Below are 20,587 nucleotides of genomic sequence, written 5' to 3'. Positions count from 1 at the left end.
TCCCCTGTAGGGGCAAGGCGTGCCTTGCCCTTGCTCGCATGGCAATGGCGCCAACGAATGAACAAATCCATCGCCGCTCAATCAGGCTCCGAGAATTTGACTATCGAGAGACCGGAGCTTATTTCGTAACGGTTTGTACACTCAATCGTCAATGTCTTTTCGGAGATGTCGTGGATGGAACGATGGAACCGAATGGTTTTGGAAAAATCGTTGATGAGGATATGGATGAAAAGCGCAGCCTTGCGATCCTATGTGAGTCTCGACGCCTTCGTTGTCATGCCGAATCACGTCCATGGAATTGTCTGCTTGAATGGAGGCGAAGAGGGCAAGGCACGCCTTGCCCCTACGTCGGCGGGCTTCGGCCGGCCTGTCAGAGCTTCGTTGGGAATGGTGGTTGGGGCGTTTAAGTCGGCCAGCACGAGACGCATCAACGAATTACGCGGCATATCTGGAGCGCAACTCTGGCAACGAAATTACTTCGAACGTGTCATTCGCAATGACTCAGAGATGGATCGAGTGCGCGAATATATCGTGGCGAATCCGGGTCGCTGGCATGAGGATACTAACAATCCAAATGCGACTCACAAACATTCACTGAAGGCCGAAATCGACGCAATCTTCGTAGGGGCAAGGCGTGCCTTGCCCTCTTCGTTCACAGGGAATAAACCTCAATAGATCGCAACAAAAGGAAAAGTCTCATGGCAAAATTATCGGTCGGCGATCCATTCCCATCCGCATCGATCAAAGACATCGACGGCGGTACCGTCGACTTTCCCGCGGTTTTTAAAAGTGCGCCGGCGACGGTGATCTTTTTCTACCGCGGCCGCTGGTGACCCTGGTGCCGGGCCCAGGTGACGGCCTTTGTTTACGAATGGGAAAAATATTTAGCTGGAAATGTGCAGATCCTCGGCATCAGTGTCGAACCGCCGGAGGAAGGTAAGAAACTTCTCGAACGAGTGACGCGCGACTGCCAAGAAGACCGGCCGCATATTCCACTCGATCCTTATCCGCTGCGTCTGCTCTCGGATCCCGACGCGACTTTGATCCGCGCCTGCGGCACGGAGAACCAAGGTCATTGGGCCGGTACCATAGCCGCGCCGGTGACCTACGTCGTCGATCCCTCCGGCAAGGTGAAATGGGCCTACGTGAGCGACAGCGCGGCCGATCGGCCAAGCCCGGTGGCGTTGGCCAAGGCGGCGTGCGCGGTGGCGGTCGGCAAAGCACCGGCGGCGGATTATCCGGGAAAATAGCGGTTAGAGCCTGGCGATTCTAAATTCGCAGCTCCAAGCTCTCAGCTGCAATAGGAGGATTTACAGTGAGTGCGGTTGGCCGAAACGATCCTTGTCCTTGCGGCAGTGGCCTCAAGTTCAAGAAATGCTGTTTCAACAAGAGCCTTACAGTGGCGCCATCCTATCGCCGTGAGGAGCGCGATAGCGCCCTGGCGAAGCTGGTGCGCTTCGCCGCTCGCGCTGAGTTCAATGAAGAGCACAAGGAAGCTCTCGAACTGTTTTGGGGCGAATGGATACTGGATGAGCCGGACGAGCAACTCGATGCGGTGATGAAATCGGAATCGGTGAATATCGCGTACAACAGTTGGTTTGCTTACGATTTCGAACTTAGCGATGGTCTGACGTTGCTCGATCTATTTCTCGAACGCGAGGCCAAGAGATTTTCCAGCGGCGAGCTTAATTATCTCGAAGGCATGCTCGGCAGCCATTCCCGGTTGTACGAAGTTCTCGAAGTAAAGATTGACCAGGGATTCGAACTGCGCGACTTGTGGGATGATCGGCGCCTGTATGTGCGCGAGCGATCTGCCACCCGGCAAGTGGTAGCGTGGGATTTGGTTGTCGGACGGATCGGCTTGTCAGGTGACGGTGCCGTGGTGTTCGAAACTTTGACCCATCTATTTCCAGCGTCGATCAAGGATGAGCTTCTAAGTGACTTGCGGCGCGACCATCGGGAATTCACCCGCCGATATGGCGAGAAAAGCCTTTCTGACTTCTTTCGCTGGGTGACGCCGTCGTTGCATCAGTGGTGGTTGGAGCGAGTCGCGTTGCCGCCGCGGCCTAAGATTATGACCAGCGACGGCGAGCCGATGATCTTCGCCAAGGTGGTGTTCGATCTGCTCGACCGCGATGCATTGTTGGGTGCGTTGGCGGTGCGCGAAGATTTTGTCGCTCAGGATGACGGTAGCTACGTCTGGCTGGAGCCGGCTGGCGCTGGGCAGCGCAGCCTTGGCGTCATTGTCATTGAGGATAAGCGCGTCGTATTCGAAACCATGTCGCGCTCGCGCGCCGAAAAGGCCCGCGATGAGTTGTCGGTCCTGTGCGGCGCCGCCGTGCGTTTCCGCGCCATCAGTTACGAAGACATCGAGCAAGCGCTCAAACACGCGCCGCCACGGAACAGAACAAAAGAGCCAGAGATTCCGTCTGCAGAACAACAGCGGCTCCTCGGTGAGTTCTACCAAGATCACTATGGCAAGTGGCTCGACGAGCCGGTGCCGGCCCTTGGCAACCGTACGCCCCGTCATGCCGCCAAGTTGAAAACCGTACGCCCCAAGTTGATCGCATTGCTAAAAGATTTCGAAAGCTACTCAGAACGCCAGCGCCGTTCAGGAGAGGTCGCCTATGATTTCACTTGGATGTGGGCGGAACTCGGATTAACTCGGGAATAAGCACGGGCTTGAACCGTAATAGTTTGTCCAGGACTTGTCACGCGATTTTTTGTCACATAAGATCGCGCCTGAATTTCTAATGGGAGAAGCCGCACAATGATTCTTGATGGTACCATCGATTTGAATGCCCCAATCGAAAAGGCCTGGGAGTTTTTGATCGATATCAATAAATTTTCGACCTGCTTGCCGGGCATCGACTCGGTGACGCAGATTGATTCGACGCGTTTCGACGGGGTGATCTCGGCGTCGGTGGGGCCGATCTCGGGGAAGTTTAACTTTCGTTCGACGATCGTCGAGAGCAAGCCGCCGGTGCAAATGGTGGTGAAGACCGAAGGCACCGATACCGTGACCAAGAGTACGGTGAACGCCGATATGACGGTCGATTTGCGCCGGGTGACCGATTCGACTTCGCAGATGGATTACAAAGCGGATGTGCAGATCAAAGGGCGCCTGGGGATTCTTGGCGACATGGTTTTGCGCGCGACGGCGACTTTGATTCTCCAAGAATTCACCAAGCGGCTGCATCAGGGGCTTGGCGCGCAGGCGTAGCGGAAGGCAACAGGCAGTAGGCAACAGGCAATAGGGTTCGCCTGTTTCGGCCTGTTCAAACTAGCGGAAATGTTTTATAGGCTGAGCGAAGGGTGAGATCCCTCGCTTTGCTCGGGATGACAAACCCAATCAACTGTCATTTCGAGCGCAGCGAGAAATCTATCCCGGATAAACTAACGACATAGCATATTGAGGAGAACGTAATGGCCGAAGGAAAGTACGACGTGATAATTGTTGGCGGCGGATCGGCGGGCTGCGTGGCGGCCAATCGGTTGTCGGAAGATCCGGCGCGCAAAGTGTTGTTGCTCGAAGCCGGTCCCGATCCCTGGCCGTTGCCGGAGTTGATTGCCGAGTCGAAGAATCAGACGCGCTTGCTGTTGGAGTCCGATTACGTCTCGATGTTCGGCACCCAGCGCCATATCGACGGCAGCACTTACTATGCGCTCGCCGGCCGCATCATGGGCGGCGGTTCTTCGGTCAACGTCATGTCGGTGCTCAGGCCGCAGCGTTACGATTTAGATCAATGGGTGGCGGCAGGCAATCCCGATTGGACCTATGAAAAATGTCTGCCGTTCATGAAGAAGATCGAGTCGGACCAGGATTTTCCTGACGATCCGATTCATGGCAAAGACGGTCCGCTCTACGTTAAACGTCAGTATACGCTCGATATGCCGATGTCGCCGCCGGCCCGCGCCTTCATCGATGCGGCTTATGCCATGGGCCTGCCGAAGTGCCCCGATCTCAATGTGCCGGAGCCCTACGGCGTGTGCGCGTCGCCTTACAATATTAAAGACGGCAAACGGCAATCCACCGTGGTGGCTTACTTAAACGCCGCGCGTGAGCGAAAGAATCTGACGATCATCGATCAAGCGACGGTGCATACACTAAAACTCAACGGCAAAAAGTGCGAAGGCGTCAATTACGAAAAAGACGGCGCCATGCACACTGTTCTCGGCGGGCAGATTCTGGTCACCTCGGGGGTCTACGGCACGCCGCAGATTCTCATGCTCACCGGTATCGGCCAGGCCGAGCAGTTGAAAAAATATAACATCGCGCTGGCGCATGAACTCAAGGGCGTCGGCGAAAACTATCAAGACCATCCTGTCGTCTTCATGACATTCGAAGGGCCAAAGGAGTCGAAAGAGGATTGGGTGGTGCCGCGTTTCCGTTTGATCGTTCGCAAGAACCCGATCAGCGAAGCGGCGAACTTTCACATCAACATGCGGCCGCCGACGGAAGTGAGCGGGCTCAAGCGCATGATGCCGATTTCCGCCCATTTGCTCGAACAGCGCAACCGCGGCAAGGTTTTCCTGCAAAGCGCCGATCCGCACGATCAGGTCGGCATCGACTCCTGCATGCTCGAACATCCGGAAGATCTGAAAGCGATGGTCGAGGCGATGCAGTTCATCGATGAGTTGGTGCATCAGCCGGGAGTGAAAGATTACTACGGGCCGTTGATCCAGCCGGGGCCGGGCGATGATTGGGGCGCCTTCGCGCGCAAGACTTACGATAGCTATCACCATGGCGTCGGCACTTGTAAGATGGGACCGGCGAGCGATCCGATGGCGGTGGTCGATCAAAGACTCCGCGTGCACGGCTTGCAAAATCTTTGGGTCGGCGACGCGTCGATCATGCCGGTGGTTAGCCGCGCCAATACCAATTTAACTTCGATCATGATCGGCGAGCGATTGGCGGATTTTGTCCAGGAAGTGGCGTGATTTCGTAGGGGCGCAGCATGCTGCGCCCGACCGAATAGAAGAGGGAGGACCCATGGCCGACTATCCTTTGACCGCTGCGGCGATCAAGAATGAATATAAACGCGCCGGCATTCGTTTTGTCGTCGCGCTGCCGGATCGGGTGACTAGCCATCATTTGCTCAAAGGCTTGATCGCCGATCCCGACTACAAAGTCGTTCAGGTGTGCAAAGAAGACGAAGGCGTGTCGATCTGCGCCGGACTCTACGCCGCCGGCCACAAGTCGGTGTTGATGATGCAGTACACCGGCTTTCTCGATTCCATCAATTCGATCCGCGGCATCGCTGTCGAAGGTAAGTTCCCTGTCTGCATCGTCGTCGGTCTGCTCGGCAAAGAGCCCGATGTGGCGCCCGCGCAGTCAAAAAAATACGGTGTCAAGATTATCGAGCCGATCTGCGATGTCATGGGCATCGAGCATTGCTTGGTCGAACGGGACGGCGACGCGCCGAAAATTTTTTCGGCAATTGAAAAATCGTTTGCTAGCTCGTCACCGAGCGCGATTTTAATCGGAAGGGAGCCGCGCTAGCCATGATGAAACGAGATGAGATGCTAAAAGCGTTTGCGCGTCAGCGCAAAGATGAAATCGTCGTCGCGGTCTATATGGCGGCGCAGGAGCTGACGCATATTTCGCCGAGCGATTTGAACTACACTTTTGTTGGAGCCATGGGCCAGGGCTCGTCGCACGCGTTAGGGTTGGCCTTGGGCCGGCCGGACAAGAAAGTCATCGTCTTCGACGGCGACGGCAGTTTGCTGATGAATCTCGGCTCGCTGGTGACCATCGGCAGTCAGGCGCCAAAAAATTATATTCATTGCCTATGCGAAAACGGCTGCTACGAAACCAATGGCTCGGTGCCGCTGCCGAGCGCCGGTAAAGTTCGCTTCGCCGAGTTGGCCAAGACCTCGGGCTACAAAAAAACTTTTGAGATTTCTGAGCTGGTGGATTGGCAAAAGCAGCTACCGGAAATTCTCAACGCAGAAGGTCCGGTGTTCGTCTCGCTCAAGGTCGAGCTGGGCGAAACCTATCCGGAAAATTTCGCCCGCCTTTACAGTACCGAGTATCGCGAGAAGTTCCGTCAGAATCTGGCGCGCAGCTGAGCAGAGTTTTATTTCGCAGATTGTTTCTCGTATGCGCGAAGGTTAGGGCTTCGGGCGATGAAACGAGTCGTTCCGTCATACCCGCAATAGCGGAATTCAGAGGCGGGCGGACACTTTGGTCCGTCCCTACGGGAAAAATCTAATCGAAGGAGATTCATATGGCGCAAGACAAACCGATGGAGATCCGCGGCTTTTTCCGCGCTTATTCGCATCTGCCGATCTGGGAAGTGATGGAGAAGTCGGGGATCTGGCAGCAGGCCGGGCTCAAAGTCAGCTTCGAATTTTGCGACAGTTCGGAGGCGGCAGAGAAGGCTTTGTTCGGCGGCGATGTCGACTTTGTTTCGGGCAATCATATTTCGCCGTATTTGCTCGTCAAGCGCGGCAAGCCGATCGTCTGCCTGACTTCGCCGTCCAACGATACCAACGATCGCTTGGTGACAAATTTTCCAATCCAATCTATCGCCGAGCTGCGCGGCAAACGCATTGGCGATACCACGCTGATCGATTCCATCGGCGGTTATCATCATCCGCGCGGCAATCATATGCTCTACGTCATGCGCGGCGGCTTGAAGTTGACCGATGTCGAGTGGATCGAACTGTCGGAGTCCAACAATGCGTTCAAGTCGATGCAGCTCGATGTACTGAAAAATAAGCAGGTCGATGCGATCTTTGTCACCGGCAATACCGACAAGTTCGAACAGGCCGGCATGCAGGTGCTGCGGCTGGATCGCTTGCCGATGATTAACGGGCCGACGCTGACCTCGACGTTGACGACCCTGCAAAACAAAGAAGGTTTGGCGGAGCGGCTGGTCAAGGCGCAAATCATGGGTATTCACTTCGCGCGCACCAAGCGCGGCGAGACCGAAGCGATTCTCGACGGCCTGCGCAAGCGCGAGCCGGAATGTAAAAACGTTCAGTACCGCAGCGTCGCCAAGCTAGCGCCGAAACCCTATCCTGAGTATGAGGCCGTGGCCAACGCCTACAAACTTTGCTGCTTGAAAAATCCTGAAGCCGAAGAACAATCGCCGCTGGCGCTCTGGGATTTGCATTACCTGCGAACGCTCGATCATTCTGGATTCATTGACCGGCTCTATAGCTGAGGAGCTGAATATGGGATCGAATAGAATGAGGCAAAAAACGATCGGTGCTGCCGGGATCTTTTTCTTGTTGGCATTGGCGGCTGAAGTCTTCGGTGCTCAGGCGGATTGGAAAAAGGACTGGGAGCAGACGCTGGCGGCGGCGAAAAATGAGGGGCAGGTCACGGTCTACATTTACCGCTACGAGGGTTTGCTGCGCGATTTCAAGCGTGACTTTCCCGGCATCAACGTGGTTTCGGTGACTGGGCGCGGTAATGACTTGACCAACCGTATCATGTCGGAGCGGCGCGCGGGGAAATTCATCGCCGACGTTTACAGCGGCGGCACCAACAGTCTGTACAACACGCTTTACAAAGGCAAAGCGCTCGATCCGCTCAAACCGCTGTTGGTGCTGCCCGAAGTGACCGACTTGTCTAAGTGGTTCAACAACGAGCATCGCTACGCCGACCCGGAAGGCAAACATATCTTTGCGTTTATCGGTGCTGCGAGCAATGCGCAGTTGGCTTATAATACTAAAATGGTCAATCCCCAGGAGTTCAAATCCTATCAGGATGTTCTCAATCCGAAATGGAAAGGCAAAATCGTCTCGCTGGATCCGCGCGACACGGGATTGGGTGCGACCATGCAGTTTTGGTATTACAGTCCGGAACTTGGGCCACAATTTATGAAAACTTTTTTCGGCGGCATGGAAATCACCTACGCGAAGAATTTTCGCCAGATGACCGATTGGCTGGGACAGGGTAAATTCGCCATTTGCATGGGCTGCAAAGACTCCGCGCGGGCGAAGAATCAGGGGCTGCCGGTGGAAGATTTCGACACCAACCGTTGGAAAGAGGGTTCGAGCTTCTCGGCCGGCGGCGGCTCGGTGAGTTACTTGAATCAAGCGCCTCATCCCAACGCGGCAAAAGTTTTTCTCAACTGGTTTTTATCGAAGAAGGGTCAGCTCGCCTTGCAAAAGCTCGGCGACGTCGACGATCCGGCGAATTCGCGGCGCATCGATATTCCCAAGGACGACATTGCGCCGGACAATCGATTGCAGCCCGGCGTGAAGTATTTTGACGTTGTAAAACCTGAGTATGGTGATATGAAACCGATTTTCGATCTTGCGAAAGACATCATGACTTCGGTGGATAAGGGCAAGTAGCATCATTCGAGCCGCGATGAATTGTGCACGGAGTGTATGAGTTGTTCCCTCTTCCGTCGAGGGAGAGGAAGTAAAATTGGGAGAGAAACGGAAATTTCATTTCGCTTTCGACGTTTCGGTGTCAGGAGTACGTTATGCTCACCAAAGAAGAAAACGAGACCCTAACCCAAGTCAGCCGCGGCACGCCGGGTGGCGAGTTCTTGCGGCGCTATTGGATGCCGGCGGTGGCGGCGGGCGAATTGACCGAAGAGAAACCGATCAAAGCGTTTAGGCTGATGGGCGAAGATCTGGTCGTTTATCGCGATCAGAGCGGCCGCTACGGCGTGGTCGCCGAACAATGCCCGCATCGCAAGGCGTCGTTGGCGTTTGGCCGCGTCGATGCCGAAGGGATTCGTTGCCCCTATCATGGTTGGAAGTTCGACTGCACCGGGAAATGTCTGGAGCAGCCGGCGGAGCCCACCGACGGCGGCTACAAAGACAAGATCAAACACACGGCTTATCCGGCCGAGCGCTTGGGCGGATTGATTTGGACTTACATGGGGCCGCTGCCCGCGCCGCTTCTGCCGCGCTGGGACGTGCTGTCCTGGGAAAATGGCTACCGCTGGATCGAGAAGCACGAGATCTATAACTGCAACTGGCTCCAGCCGACGGAGAACTCCGTCGACCCGTCGCATCTCTATTGGCTTCACGGCGACACGGCGCACTTGGCGCCGAGCGTGGACCATTATGAAGAGGATCACACTTTTACGCCGTTCGAATACGGCATCATGAAGCGGCGCGTGACGCCGGGCAGAAAACCCGGCGATGCTCCCGTCGTCGATCAGCATCCGCTTTTATTCCCGAGCACCTTGCGCCATGTGTTCAAGGAGCGTTTGTTCGAAGGTCGCGTGCGCCACAATTTGCAGGTCCGCGTGCCGGTGGACGACGCCCATACGCAAGTGTTCGTTGTCTACTTTTCGCCCAATGATAGGGATCGTTCGCCGGCGGACGGTGACACGCCCTGGGAGTTCTTTCGCATTCGCGACGATGATGGCAACTACCGGCTCGATGAAGTGTTGGTCCAGGACGCCATGGCGTGGGAGACTCAAGGCGCGCCGACGGATCGCACTCAGGAGCATTTGGGAGTCGGCGACGAGGGCATCATTCTGCTTAGAAAAATTCTCCGCGAGCAGATCGAAGTCGTGCGCAAAGGCGGCGAGCCCCTGGGCGTGGTGCGCGATGCCCAGAAGAATCGTTTGATCGAGTTCGACGTGGTCAACGAGCGCATCGGGATTCTGCCGAAGGAAAAAAAGGTGGCGTAGGCAGCCTCTTCGTTACAGCAATCGGACGGAATCAGTCACCAATCGGACGTATCACGGAATTTTATAGGAGGAAGTTTTAATGGTCGAAATGACAACCCAACCCGTCGATCTCAAACCTGAGCGGCTCGATACTTATAAAGTTTGGCAGGCGGAACAGAAAATCCCCTGCATTCGCGGTTTCTTCGTTAAAGACGTCAACAAAATTCCGGTGGAGCCTTGGGATTTGAAAGGCGTGCCTTGTTCGTTTGTCGTTCTCGACGGCACCGGCGGCACCAACGACGGCTATGTCTGCGAGATTCCCGCCGGCGGCAAGACCAAACCGCAGAAACATATGTACGAGGAGATGGTCTACGTTTCCAAAGGCTACGGCGCGACCACGGTGTGGCAGCGCGACGGCAAGAAAAAGCACACCTTTGAGTGGGGACCGGGCAGCATGTTCGCGATCCCGATCAACGCCGACTACCAGCACTTCAACGCCAGCGGCAGCGATACCGCGCGCTACTTCGCGGTGACCAACAGCTGCTTCATGATGAACCTGTTTCACAACAGCGATTACATTTTCAATAGCGACTATATTTTCACCGACCGCTTCGATCCCCACACCGAAGGTTACTTCAACGGCGAAGGGACCATCACCGGGCGGTTTTTCATGACCACGAATTTCGTTCCCGATACCCACAACATCAAGCTCACCGATTACAGCGAGCGCGGCAAGGGTAGCACCAACATGAAGTTCGACCTGGCGCGCAACACCATGGGCGCGCATATTTCCGAATTTCCCGTGGGAACTTATAAGAAAGGTCATCGCCATGGTCCCGGCGCCCATGTGATCATTCTTTCCGGCCAGGGCTATTCGGTGTTGTGGAAAGATGGCGAGCCCACCGAACGGGTCGAGTGGGGGCCGGGCAGCGTGGTCGTGCCGCCGGATCAATGGTTCCATCAGCATTTCAATTCCGGCGCCAACCCGGCGCGCTATCTCGCCTTACGTTGGAACAACTGGCGCTACCGCTTCTTGCGCTCAACGGATGGCGAAGGCGGCACTTACACGAGCCTTAAATTGGGCGGCAACCAAATCGAGTTCGAGGATGAAGACTCGCAGGTGCACAAGGACTTCGAGCAAGCGATGAAAATCGCCGGCGCCAAGTGCAACATGCCGTATCATCCGGGCTGCACGCAGAAGTAAGCGCGCTGCGATTGCCGCGGCAGTTAACTTTCACGGTATTAAAAAGGAGGGCCGGCTTTTGAGCCGGCCTTTTTTTTTGACGCGGACAGGAATGTCCGCGCTCCTATCGGTTGACGGTTAGCGCGGCTCGCGATACGAGATGGCTTAGCGAATTGTTTTTTGGCTTTACGGGGGGATTCTTTTATGGCGGAAGCAACGCCCTTGGCGATCAAATACGAACGCATCGATACCTACAAAGATTGGCAGGCCAAGCAAAAAATTCCGTTGGTCACCGGATTCTTCGTCGAGGATTTGAACAAACTTCCGGTGGAGCCTTGGGATCTGAAGGGCGTGCCCTGTTCGTTCGTCGTGCTCGACGGCACCGGCGGGGTGAATGACGGCTATGTCTGCGAGATTCCGCCCAAGTGTAAGACCAAGGTACAAAAGCATCTCTACGAAGAGATGGTTTACGTCACCCAAGGCTACGGCGCGACCACGGTGTGGCAGAAGGACGGCAAGAAACACACATTCGAGTGGGGGCCGGGTAGTTTGTTCGCCGTGCCGATCAACGCTTACTATCAGCATTTCAACGCCAGCGGCGGCGAGTCGGCGCGTTATTTCGCGGTGACAAATTCCTGCTTCATGATGAACCTGTTTCACAACGTCGATTTTATTTTCAACAACGACTATCCGTTCATCGATCGCTTCGATCCATCCGACGATAATTATTTCAGCGGCAACGGCGAAGTCACCGGGCGCTTCTTCATGACCACCAACTTCGTGCCGGACACTCACACCGTCGGGCTGGCGGACTACAGCGAGCGCGGCAAGGGCAGCACCAACATGAAGTTCAATCTCGCCGGCCAAACCATGTGTGCGCATATCTCCGAATTTCCAGTCGGCACTTACAAGAAAGGCCACAAGCATGGTCCGGGCGCGCATGTCATCATCCTCTCCGGCCAAGGCTATTCGGTGCTCTGGCCCGAAGGGCAAGACATGCAGCGGGTTAACTGGAAGCCCGGCAGCGCGGTGGTACCGCCGGATCAATGGTTTCACCAACATTTCAATTCCGGCGCGGCGCCAGCGCGTTACTTGGCGCTACGCTGGGGCAGTTGGAAGTTTCGCTTCATGCGCATGCAGGACGGCGAGGGCGGGACTTATACGAGTATTAAAAATGGCGGCGGGCAGATCGAGTTCGAAGATGAAGATCCGCTGATTCACAAACAGTTCGAAGCGTCGATCAACGCCGCCGGCGCGCGCTGCAACATGCCGTATCATCCCGGCTGCACGCAGAAATAATTGCGCGGCTTCGTATATTAAATTGAATCGGAGGTTTCCATGCCACGACTGCAACTGAGTTTCGTTTCGGCATTCAACGAGCGCGTCCAGCCGTTGATGGACGGCAGCATTCAGCCCGAGGGCGTCGAGCTGGTGCCGACCTACTCCGATCCGTCGGAAACTTTTTGGCGCCAGCTCAAGTTTCAGGAATTTGAAATTTCCGAGATGTCGCTGTCGTCCTATCTGATCGCGCGCTCCCGGGGTATGGATTTTATCGCGATTCCAGTCTTTCCCTCGCGGCGATTTTTTCACGCCGAGCTTTCCTATCACGTCGATTCCGGGATCAAACAGCCCGGTGACGTGACCGGCCATCGCATCGGCGTCGGCGAATACCAGCAGACCGCATCGCTGTGGGTGCGCGGCACGTTAGACCATGATTTCGGCGTGTCGCAATACAAGGTCGATTGGTGGATGGAGCGCACCGATGAGTTGAGTCACGGCGGCGCGACCGGATTCACGCCGCCGAAAGGCATCTCGTTTAACAAGATTCCCGCGGACAAGAGCATCGCCTCGATGTTGGTCAACCATGAACTCGACGTCGCCTCGGTGACCAGGGCGTTCTCGCGCGAGTCGAACATCATCGACCGCTCGACCCATATCCGCGCCCAGGACGGCGATTGGAGCAAGGTCAAACCTCTGTTTCCCGACCGTATCGCCGAGGTCAGCCGATTCGTCAATCAGCATGGCTTTGCCCCGGCCAACCATGCCTACGCGATCCGCGGCGATGTCGCGCGCAAGTATCCTTGGCTGGCGTTCAATCTTTACAAAGGTTTTGCCGCGGCCAAAGAACGCTGGCGTGACCGATTCGTCCAGAGCCTGCCGTCGGGACTGTTCTTCGGCAGAGAATACGCAGCCAAGACGCGCGAGATTCTCGGCGACGATCCGTATCCCTACGGCGTCAAAGCGAACCGGCCGATGATGGAGACGATTATCGACTACTCATACGAGCAGGGACTGACCCCGCAGAAGGCCAAGATCGAAGAGTTGTTCGCGCCGGCGACCTTGGATCTTTGAGTCTTGCGGAGGCGGATCGACGATGATCCGCCAGAAAATTCCCCCTTCCCCCCTTTTTTCAAAGGGGGGGATCCGCGATGCGATTGCATCGTTAGCGATTCTATTGGCGGCGGTGCTTTTGGGATCCCACGCCTATGGTGCGGAAACGGCTGCCGCACCGGATAGCGAGTGGGAGCGGACGATCAAAGCCGCCGAGCAGGAAGGCCAGGTCAACGTCTACTAGATCGCCAGCGACTCCGAGTGGCAGGCGTTTCAGAAAAAATATCCCAAAATCAAAGTGAACTTGCTGCACGCCAGCGCGGCGCAGCACTTGCAGCGCATCATGGCGGAGCGGCGCGCAGGGAAGTTTCTCGCCGACATCGGCAACCTCGGCAACACTTCGCCGTACACGCTCTATCAAAGCAAAGTCCTCGATCCGATCGCTTCGGCCTTTATCCTGCCGGAGGTTAAGGACGAGTCTAAGTGGTGGCAGGGCAAGCAACAGTTCATCGACCCCGAGGGCAAATATATCTTTGTCTACGTCGGCGCGCCGCTGTTCTTGCTTGGCTACAACACCAAGTCGGTTAATCCCGCCGGCTTCAAATCTTATTGGGATTTGCTCGATCCCAAGTGGAAGGGCAAGATCGTCGCCTTCGATCCCAAGTCCGGCGGCTTTGCCGCGACCCGCGACCGGTTTTTTTATCACAATCCCGAATTGGGACCGCAGTTTTTACGCCGGCTGTTTAGCGAAACGGCGCTGACGCTGTATGCGCGTATCCCGCAGGGTGAGGATTGGTTGGCCGCGGGTAAATATTCGCTCTGTCTTTGCCGGCACCAGTCGATCAGCGAAGCGAAGAGCCAAGGGCTGCCGGTGGACTTGATGGAGCCGGCGCAATTCAAGGAGGGCGTCGGCGTTGAAAGCCGCGCCAAGACTTTGGTACTGATGAATCAAGCGCCTCATGCCAACGCGGCGAAGGTTTTTCTCAACTGGTTTCTATCGCGCGAGGGGCAGAGCGATTTTCAAAAATCGGCGGCGAAATATCTCGACGCCGGCGCCGAGGGTTCGCTCAGGATGGACATAGGGAAGGACGATATTCCAGCGCGCAATCGGCTCAACCCCGGGGTAAAGTATGTGCCGCAGTGGAATCCGGACTACTTCGATATGAAACCGATTATGAAAGTGATCGCCGAGGCGCAGGGCGAAGTGGCGAAGAAGTGAATAAGAAAATTCTATCTCACCACGAAGAACACGAAGGACACGAAGGGTTCGGAAAAATATTATTCTGAACTTCGTGCTCTTCGTGTCCTTCGTGGTGAAAAATCCTGGAGACTATTATGCTGACCCAACAAGAGAATGAACTACTCACCCAAGTGGGTCGCGGCACGCCGATGGGGGAATTGTGGCGGCGTTATTGGCTGCCGATCGCGGCGTCTGCTGAACTGATCGACAAGCCGACGAAGGCGGTGCGTTTGTTGGGTGAGGATTTGGTGCTCTACCGCGACAAGCAAGGGCGGCCGGGGTTGATCGGGCCGCAGTGCGCGCATCGGCGCATGTAGATGATGTTAGGCATTCCCGACAACGACGGCTTGCGTTGTTCCTATCATGGTTGGCTCTACGGCAAAGACGAGAAATGTTTGGAACAACCTTACGAAACCGCCGAAGATCCCAACAGCACGTTCAAAGATCGCATTCGCATGCCGGCTTATCCGGTGCAGGAATTGGGCGGTTTGCTCTTCGCCTATCTCGGTCCCGAACCGGCGCCGCTGATTCCGCGCTGGGAGTTGTTCGTGCGCGACGGCGTGCTGCGCGATATCGGCGCGGCGGTGATTCCCTGCAATTGGTTGCAGATCATGGAGAACTCGCTTGACCCGGTTCACGTCGAGTGGCTGCACCAACATTTTTTTAACTATGTTCAAGAACGGTTGGGGCGGACGGAGTTCAAAGGCAAGCCGGTGAGCCACAAGAAAATTAATTTTCGCGAATTCGAACATGGGCTGATCAAAAACCGCATGCTCGAAGGGCAAACCGAAGACAGCGAAGATTGGCAGGTGGGTCATCCAGTGCTGTTCCCGAATATTCTCTTGAGCGGTAGTACGCAGCGGCCGACTTTTCAGATCCGTGTGCCGCTGGACGACACGCACACATTGCATCTGTGGTACACCTGCTACGCGCGCGACGATGCCAAGCCGCAGGAGGTCATTCCGTTCTATCAAGTGCCGGTGCCGAGCATCGATGCCAGCGGCGAGCCGGATTGGTCCTTGCTCGATAACAACAGCGGCGAAGACATGATCGCTTGGATGACCCAAGGCGGCGTGGCGGACCGGACCAAAGAAGCTCTCGGGCTGTCGGACAAGGGGATCATTCTTTATCGAAAGCAGTTGCAAGAACAGATTGAAAAAGTCCAAGCCGGCCAAGACCCGATGAACGTGTTTCGCGATCCGGCGAAAAATGTTTCGATCAAACTGCGTCTAGAGGATGCCAAGCTTGATAAGAACAAGTTCCGAGGCGGCAAGCCGAGCCGCCAGGGTGGCGCGACGAAGTATAGTCCGATTTTGAATAGCGAAGAGAAATAGCCGTACAATTCTTCCCTCGCTACGCGCTTTGCGCTACTAGGGAAATCGGCCCGGTAAATCCGATGGTTCCGAGTAGCGCGCAGCGCGTAGCGAGGGATTCGTGCAGAGAACTTAGGAATCATCATGATGATTAAAATCGGCCTTGTCGGTCTTGGCACCGGCGGTCGCTCATTGCCTCTCGCGGTTGGCAAGACCACCGGCTTCAGTTTCGTCGCTGGCGCCGATCTGCGCGCTGAGGCGCGGGCGCTGTATGCCAGCGAGTTTGGCATTCAAACCTTCGACAGCGTCGAGGCGCTGTGCGCAATGAAAGAGTTGGATGCGGTCTATGTCGCCACGCCCAATCCATTTCACGCCGAACATGCGATCACGGCGTTGCAAGCCGGCAAGCATGTCATGGTCGAGAAGCCGATGGCGTTGACGCTGGAAGATTGCGACCGGATGATCACCGCGGCGCGGGATAATAAAGTTAAATTGATGGTCGCCCACACGCGCAGCTTCAATCCGCCGATTCGCGCCATGCGTGAAGTGATCAGCAGCGGCCGGCTCGGCCGCGTCACCCAGGTGCACACGTTGCGCTATTCACCGTGGCTCTTGCGGCCGCGCGAGCCCGGCGAGATCGTCACTGAACTGGGCGGCGGTGTTTGTTACCGCCAGGCGCCGCACCAAGTCGACATCGCGCGTTTGCTCGGCGGCGGCATGGTGCGCAGCGTGCGCGCCCATGCCGGCCGTTGGTCGGCGGAAAACGACACCGAAGGAAATTATTCGGCGTTGCTCGAATTCGACAACGGCGTCAGCGCGACGTTGATTTACGACGGCTACGGTTATTTCGACGATCGAGAATTGATCGAAGGCGACGTGGTCGGCGGCAAAGACCAGCTCGGCCCCGGCCATCGCCTGCGCCAAGCGCGGGCTGAAGGAAAATTAAATAAAGACACCAGCCGTTCCGGCGTCGCCTTCGACATCGAGCGCGGCGACGGCGATGTCGACAAGAAGCCGCGCCAACCTTTTTTCGGTTTGACGCTGGTGAGCTGCGAGCGCGGCGCCTTGCGCCAGTCCTCCGCTGGCTTGTTCGTTTACGATGAGCATGGCCGCAGCGAAGTGGCCTGTCCGCCTTGGGCCGGTGCGCTCAAGGTCGAGCTCGAAGATTTTTGCCGCTCGGTGACGGACGACCGGCCGGTGCTGCATGACGGCAAGTGGGGCAAGGCCACTCTGGAAGTTTGCCTGGCGATACTTCACTCCAGTCAAAATGGCCGGGAGGAAAAGGTTTTTCATCAAGTGCCGAGCCCCTTTTGAGCTACTAAACCCTTGAACTTTCCACTCCTACGCGCTAGAAACGCGCTGGCTCGTGTGAGAGTTTTCGATATGGCTAAAACCGAAGCGATCAGTTCGCCGTCCGTCAGTCGTTCTTGGCTGCCGGCGATGGACGGCGGCACGGCGATGATGGCCGCGTTGATCGGCTTCATGGGCTTTTACGTTCTCTATCCGCTGATTCTAATCCTGATCAATAGTTTCAACACCGCGACCATCGCCGAGCCGGAAGTTTACGGCTTAGGTGCTTGGCGTAAGGCGTTCGCCGAGCCTGGGATTTGGCGCGCTTTGTGGAACAGCGTGAAGATCGGCATCGCGGTGCAGGCGTGCGCCTTGCCGACCGGCATTTTGGTTTCCTGGCTGCTCGCGCGCACCAATATTTATGGCGCGAACTTTTTTGAATTCGGTTTTTGGATTTCCTTCTTCATGCCCGGTCTCGCCTGTACTTTCGGCTGGATGCTGATTCTCGATCCGAGCACGGGCTTGATCAATGCTTGGCTGCGCCAGATGCCGTTTTTGAGCGGGCTTAACTTCGACATCTATTCTTTCTGGGGCATCATCTGGGTGCATCTGGTCAGCCATGGGCTGTCGACCAAAGTCATGCTCATGACACCGTCATTTCGGCGCATGGATGCGTCCATGGAAGAGGCGAGCCGGATGTCCGGCGCCAGCGCGTTGACGACCTTGATGCGTATCACCGTGCCGGCGATGACGCCGGTGATCATCGTGGTGTTTCTTCTCAGCGTGATCCGGATTTTCAGCAGTTTGGAAATCGAGTTGTTGCTCGGCGTGCCTTGGAGTTTTTACGTTTACTCGACCAAGATCGTCGATCTGGCGCGCCAGGAGCCGCCACTGGTCAATCAAGCGGCGGCGCTGGGCAGCATTATCTTGCTGTTTCTCGCGGCGTTCATTCCGCTGCAACGAAAGCTCATCAACCGGCGCCAATTCACCACCGTCACCGGTCAGTTCAAGCCGAAGATCGTCGAACTCGGTGCCTGGCGTGTTCCAGCCACGGCGTTCGTCGCCTTGATAATTTTTATCTTAGATGTCGTGCCACTGTTTAGCGTGGTCGGCGGCAGCTTCATGACCCGCTTCGGTTTTTTCAATCTGCCGAAAACCTGGACCATGGAATATTGGAAAATGGCGCTCAGCGATCCGCGCATTTTGCAGGGGCTGCACAACACGCTGATCGTCGCGGTCAGCGCCGGCGTGATCGGCGCTGTGTTTTTTTCTCTCGTCGGTTACGTCTTGGTGCGCACCAAACTGCCCGGCCGCGGCCTGCTCGATTCGATCTGCTGGCTGCCGTCGGCGATTCCCGGCGTGTTGTCGGGTCTCGGTTTGTTATGGATGTTTCTTGGCACGCCGTTTTTCCGGCCGTTCTATGGCACCATCGTCTTGCTGGTAGTCGCCCAGGTGCTCGGCGGCATCACCTTGGCGACGCAAATTCTCAAAGCCAATTTCGTCCAGCTGAGCAAGGAACTCGAAGAAGCTTCGCGCATGTCGGGCGCGGGATTTTGGGGGACTTATCTTAAAGTGGTGTTCCCGCTGATGGCCCAAACTATGGTGATGGTCGCGGTGATCAAGTTCATGTTCGCGGCGCAGCACAACGGCGCGATTATTTTGCTAGCGACTTCGGAAACTCGCACTTTATCCTTACTCGCTCTCGATCAGATCGCCGCCGGTTATCGCGAGGTGGCGAGCATCACGATCATCTTAATTACTCTGCTGACTCTCGGCCTGGCGATCGTGGCGCGCTCGTTTGGCTTGAAAGTCGGCATTCGCACCCACTGAGCAACCTAGTTCTTCCATAGGAAATCACCCATGAGTTTTCTCCGTATCGAGAATCTTTACAAAACTTTTGGCGGCGCCCCCGCGGTCGACAGGATCAATCTAGAAATCCAAGAGGGCGAGTTTTTCACGCTGCTCGGCTCCAGCGGTTGCGGCAAGACCACGACGCTGCGCATGGTCGGCGGCTTGGAAAGGCCCGACAGCGGGGCGATTTATCTCGGCGATCAATGTCTGGTGTCGGCGGAAAAAAATCTTTTCATCAAGCCGGAAAAGCGCAACATGGGCATGGTGTTTCAGTCCTATGCGCTGTGGCCGCATATGACGGTGTTCGAAAACGTCGCCTATCCGCTCAAACTGCGCGGCATCCGCGGTTCCGAAGCGCAGAAGAAAGTCGCTGACGTGTTGGGACTAGTCGGCCTCGGCGGTTTGGAAGAGCGCCAGGCGCCGGCTTTGAGCGGCGGCCAGCAGCAGCGCGTCGCTTTAGCGCGGGCGCTGGTTTTTTCGCCGAAGGTTTTGCTGCTCGACGAACCGCTGAGTAATCTCGACGCGCAATTGCGCGAAGAGATGCGCCGGGAATTAAAAGCGCTGCGCCAGCGGGTCAACGTCACTGTAATCTTCGTCACCCACGATCAAGTCGAAGCGTTGAGCTTGTCCGATCGCATCGCGATCATGAAATTCGGCGTGCTCGAGCAGGTAGGCACGCCGGAGCAGGTTTATTACCAACCGGCGACGCCGTTCGTGCGCGACTTTTTGGGTAAGACATTTCTCTTGGCCGGTAAAGTGACGGGTGTATCCGAACAGCAGGTGCGCGTCGAAGTGCACGGTGTCGGCGCCAGCGCGTTGACCATCGAACGCGCCAAAGTGATCGCCAAAGAAGTGCCAGTTGTCGGCCAGCCCGTAATGGTCGCCATTCGGCCGGAAAAGATGGTGCTGTCCGAAAGCGTCGGCGACGGGGAAGTGAATGTCGTCGAGGGAACTTTGCGGTCGAGCCAATTTCTCGGCGACCGCTACGAATACACCGTTACTCTCGGCGCTGAAACCCGGGTTATCGTCTCGCCCGAGGCGCGCCAATTGAAGCCCGGCGGCAAAGTATTTTTAGAATTGATGCCTAATGGCATGACGCTGTGGCCCGCCGAGTAATCGCCGCCACGGCGGCGCATTGCAGATTTCAAATTTCAGATCTCAGATTTTGAATGCGATTTTGCGATCTACCACTTTCTAAACTGGCGTTGCGGTGCTGTCCGCTTTTTGTCGCGCTGCTAGTTTCTAGCAATATTTTTGTCTCTTCGATTGTCCACGCTGCTTCAGCTCCAGGGACGGAAGCGGAGTGGGCGCGAACGGTCGACCGGCTAAGAAGAAGGCAAGGTCGGCGTCTTTCTTTATCACCGCGAGAATATCGAAGCCGCGGTCAAAGTATTCGAAAAGAAATTTCCAGAAATTCAAATGACCGTCGCCAGCACGACGGCGGCGGAGACCGGACCGCGCTTGATGGCGGAGCGGCGCGTCCCCGGAGTTAAATACATCAACATGGACAGCGCCGATCGCAGCAATCAGGAGCCGGTCAATAAACTTTTGAAAGAGATCATCAAGAGTAAGTGACGAATGCCAAGAACTGCTTCGGGATTCTTAAGCAGCTCGATGTTAAACTGAGCTGCCTCCTCTCCCTGTCGTGGCAACGTCAATATGTCATGTTAACAGCAACGCGATTATGTCAGGGTAGTGCGTTGGGTTGAGGTCGTAAGTTAGAAACCTGGCCATAGCGGAACCCCACCTTGTTGGAGTTGGTTCGATATAGGCCAAGTGTGTGCGT

The 20,587-nt window shown here is 56.1% G+C and carries 19 protein-coding genes and 1 pseudogene; all 20 read left to right on the top strand.

Going from position 1 to position 20,587, the window contains the following annotated elements; all coding sequences use genetic code 11:
• The first annotated feature begins 44 nt into the window (after positions 1-44).
• Positions 45-552 (top strand): annotated as a pseudogene (locus EXR70_09755) (transposase).
• A 299-nt stretch (positions 553-851) separates the two neighbouring features.
• Positions 852-1,250, top strand: a complete 399-nt coding sequence (locus tag EXR70_09750; GenBank protein MSP38761.1) for a redoxin domain-containing protein — start codon at positions 852-854, stop codon at positions 1,248-1,250.
• A gap of 23 nt (positions 1,251-1,273) precedes the next feature.
• Positions 1,274-2,674 carry an SEC-C domain-containing protein gene (locus EXR70_09745; GenBank protein MSP38760.1) on the top strand — a complete coding sequence of 467 codons (1,401 nt, stop codon included), beginning with the start codon at positions 1,274-1,276 and terminating at the stop codon, positions 2,672-2,674.
• 96 nt (positions 2,675-2,770) lie between these two features.
• Positions 2,771-3,223: a hypothetical protein gene (locus tag EXR70_09740; GenBank protein ID MSP38759.1), complete on the top strand. Its 453-nt coding sequence runs from the start codon at positions 2,771-2,773 to the stop codon at positions 3,221-3,223.
• A gap of 203 nt (positions 3,224-3,426) precedes the next feature.
• Entirely contained in the window at positions 3,427-4,941 is a 1,515-nt protein-coding gene (locus tag EXR70_09735; GenBank protein MSP38758.1) for a GMC family oxidoreductase, read from the top strand.
• A gap of 52 nt (positions 4,942-4,993) precedes the next feature.
• Positions 4,994-5,503, top strand: a complete 510-nt coding sequence (locus tag EXR70_09730; GenBank protein ID MSP38757.1) for a decarboxylase — start codon at positions 4,994-4,996, stop codon at positions 5,501-5,503.
• A gap of 2 nt (positions 5,504-5,505) precedes the next feature.
• Positions 5,506-6,072, top strand: coding sequence for a thiamine pyrophosphate-binding protein (locus EXR70_09725; protein MSP38756.1), 567 nt, complete (start codon positions 5,506-5,508; stop codon positions 6,070-6,072).
• Positions 6,073-6,230: 158 nt separating this feature from the next.
• Complete coding sequence (locus tag EXR70_09720; protein ID MSP38755.1) at positions 6,231-7,172, top strand: hypothetical protein; 942 nt, start codon at positions 6,231-6,233, stop codon at positions 7,170-7,172.
• A gap of 10 nt (positions 7,173-7,182) precedes the next feature.
• Positions 7,183-8,313: an extracellular solute-binding protein gene (locus EXR70_09715; protein MSP38754.1), complete on the top strand. Its 1,131-nt coding sequence runs from the start codon at positions 7,183-7,185 to the stop codon at positions 8,311-8,313.
• A gap of 134 nt (positions 8,314-8,447) precedes the next feature.
• On the top strand, positions 8,448-9,614 hold the full coding sequence (locus tag EXR70_09710; protein MSP38753.1) for a hypothetical protein: 1,167 nt from the start codon (positions 8,448-8,450) through the stop codon (positions 9,612-9,614).
• Between the two features lie 79 nt (positions 9,615-9,693).
• Entirely contained in the window at positions 9,694-10,797 is a 1,104-nt protein-coding gene (locus EXR70_09705) for a cupin domain-containing protein (GenBank protein ID MSP38752.1), read from the top strand.
• A gap of 183 nt (positions 10,798-10,980) precedes the next feature.
• A complete protein-coding gene (locus tag EXR70_09700; GenBank protein MSP38751.1) occupies positions 10,981-12,075 on the top strand; it encodes a cupin domain-containing protein in 1,095 nt (364 codons plus the stop codon).
• Positions 12,076-12,114: 39 nt separating this feature from the next.
• On the top strand, positions 12,115-13,128 hold the full coding sequence (locus tag EXR70_09695; GenBank protein ID MSP38750.1) for a hypothetical protein: 1,014 nt from the start codon (positions 12,115-12,117) through the stop codon (positions 13,126-13,128).
• Between the two features lie 22 nt (positions 13,129-13,150).
• The gene (locus EXR70_09690; protein ID MSP38749.1) at positions 13,151-13,351 is read left to right on the top strand and encodes a hypothetical protein; all 201 of its coding nucleotides are present in this window, start codon (positions 13,151-13,153) and stop codon (positions 13,349-13,351) included.
• Complete coding sequence (locus tag EXR70_09685) at positions 13,352-14,326, top strand: extracellular solute-binding protein (GenBank protein MSP38748.1); 975 nt, start codon at positions 13,352-13,354, stop codon at positions 14,324-14,326. It begins immediately after the preceding gene.
• Positions 14,327-14,442: 116 nt separating this feature from the next.
• The gene (locus EXR70_09680) at positions 14,443-14,664 is read left to right on the top strand and encodes a hypothetical protein (protein MSP38747.1); all 222 of its coding nucleotides are present in this window, start codon (positions 14,443-14,445) and stop codon (positions 14,662-14,664) included.
• A complete protein-coding gene (locus EXR70_09675) occupies positions 14,665-15,681 on the top strand; it encodes an aromatic ring-hydroxylating dioxygenase subunit alpha (protein ID MSP38746.1) in 1,017 nt (338 codons plus the stop codon).
• A 123-nt stretch (positions 15,682-15,804) separates the two neighbouring features.
• Positions 15,805-16,974: a Gfo/Idh/MocA family oxidoreductase gene (locus EXR70_09670; GenBank protein ID MSP38745.1), complete on the top strand. Its 1,170-nt coding sequence runs from the start codon at positions 15,805-15,807 to the stop codon at positions 16,972-16,974.
• Between the two features lie 69 nt (positions 16,975-17,043).
• The gene (locus tag EXR70_09665) at positions 17,044-18,780 is read left to right on the top strand and encodes an iron ABC transporter permease (protein ID MSP38744.1); all 1,737 of its coding nucleotides are present in this window, start codon (positions 17,044-17,046) and stop codon (positions 18,778-18,780) included.
• 30 nt (positions 18,781-18,810) lie between these two features.
• Positions 18,811-19,917 (top strand): ABC transporter ATP-binding protein, encoded by a 1,107-nt coding sequence (locus EXR70_09660; protein ID MSP38743.1) that lies wholly within the window; start codon positions 18,811-18,813, stop codon positions 19,915-19,917.
• The last annotated feature ends 670 nt before the right edge of the window (positions 19,918-20,587 follow it).

This window comes from Deltaproteobacteria bacterium, assembly GCA_009692615.1.
Classification (GTDB): domain Bacteria; phylum Desulfobacterota; class Binatia; order UBA9968; family UBA9968; genus DP-20.
This window is presented reverse-complemented; position numbering and strand designations above follow the sequence as displayed.

Excerpts from the sequence above, each read along its gene's own strand:
- EXR70_09740 (MSP38759.1), top strand. The coding sequence starts at position 2,771 with ATGATTCTTGATGGTACCATCGATTTGAATGCCCCAATCGAAAAGGCC.
- EXR70_09735 (MSP38758.1), top strand. The coding sequence starts at position 3,427 with ATGGCCGAAGGAAAGTACGACGTGATAATTGTTGGCGGCGGATCGGCG.
- EXR70_09730 (MSP38757.1), top strand. The coding sequence starts at position 4,994 with ATGGCCGACTATCCTTTGACCGCTGCGGCGATCAAGAATGAATATAAA.
- EXR70_09725 (MSP38756.1), top strand. The coding sequence starts at position 5,506 with ATGATGAAACGAGATGAGATGCTAAAAGCGTTTGCGCGTCAGCGCAAA.
- EXR70_09720 (MSP38755.1), top strand. The coding sequence starts at position 6,231 with ATGGCGCAAGACAAACCGATGGAGATCCGCGGCTTTTTCCGCGCTTAT.
- EXR70_09715 (MSP38754.1), top strand. The coding sequence starts at position 7,183 with ATGGGATCGAATAGAATGAGGCAAAAAACGATCGGTGCTGCCGGGATC.
- EXR70_09710 (MSP38753.1), top strand. The coding sequence starts at position 8,448 with ATGCTCACCAAAGAAGAAAACGAGACCCTAACCCAAGTCAGCCGCGGC.
- EXR70_09705 (MSP38752.1), top strand. The coding sequence starts at position 9,694 with ATGGTCGAAATGACAACCCAACCCGTCGATCTCAAACCTGAGCGGCTC.
- EXR70_09700 (MSP38751.1), top strand. The coding sequence starts at position 10,981 with ATGGCGGAAGCAACGCCCTTGGCGATCAAATACGAACGCATCGATACC.
- EXR70_09695 (MSP38750.1), top strand. The coding sequence starts at position 12,115 with ATGCCACGACTGCAACTGAGTTTCGTTTCGGCATTCAACGAGCGCGTC.
- EXR70_09690 (MSP38749.1), top strand. The coding sequence starts at position 13,151 with ATGATCCGCCAGAAAATTCCCCCTTCCCCCCTTTTTTCAAAGGGGGGG.
- EXR70_09680 (MSP38747.1), top strand. The coding sequence starts at position 14,443 with ATGCTGACCCAACAAGAGAATGAACTACTCACCCAAGTGGGTCGCGGC.
- EXR70_09675 (MSP38746.1), top strand. The coding sequence starts at position 14,665 with ATGATGTTAGGCATTCCCGACAACGACGGCTTGCGTTGTTCCTATCAT.
- EXR70_09670 (MSP38745.1), top strand. The coding sequence starts at position 15,805 with ATGATGATTAAAATCGGCCTTGTCGGTCTTGGCACCGGCGGTCGCTCA.
- EXR70_09665 (MSP38744.1), top strand. The coding sequence starts at position 17,044 with ATGGCTAAAACCGAAGCGATCAGTTCGCCGTCCGTCAGTCGTTCTTGG.
- EXR70_09660 (MSP38743.1), top strand. The coding sequence starts at position 18,811 with ATGAGTTTTCTCCGTATCGAGAATCTTTACAAAACTTTTGGCGGCGCC.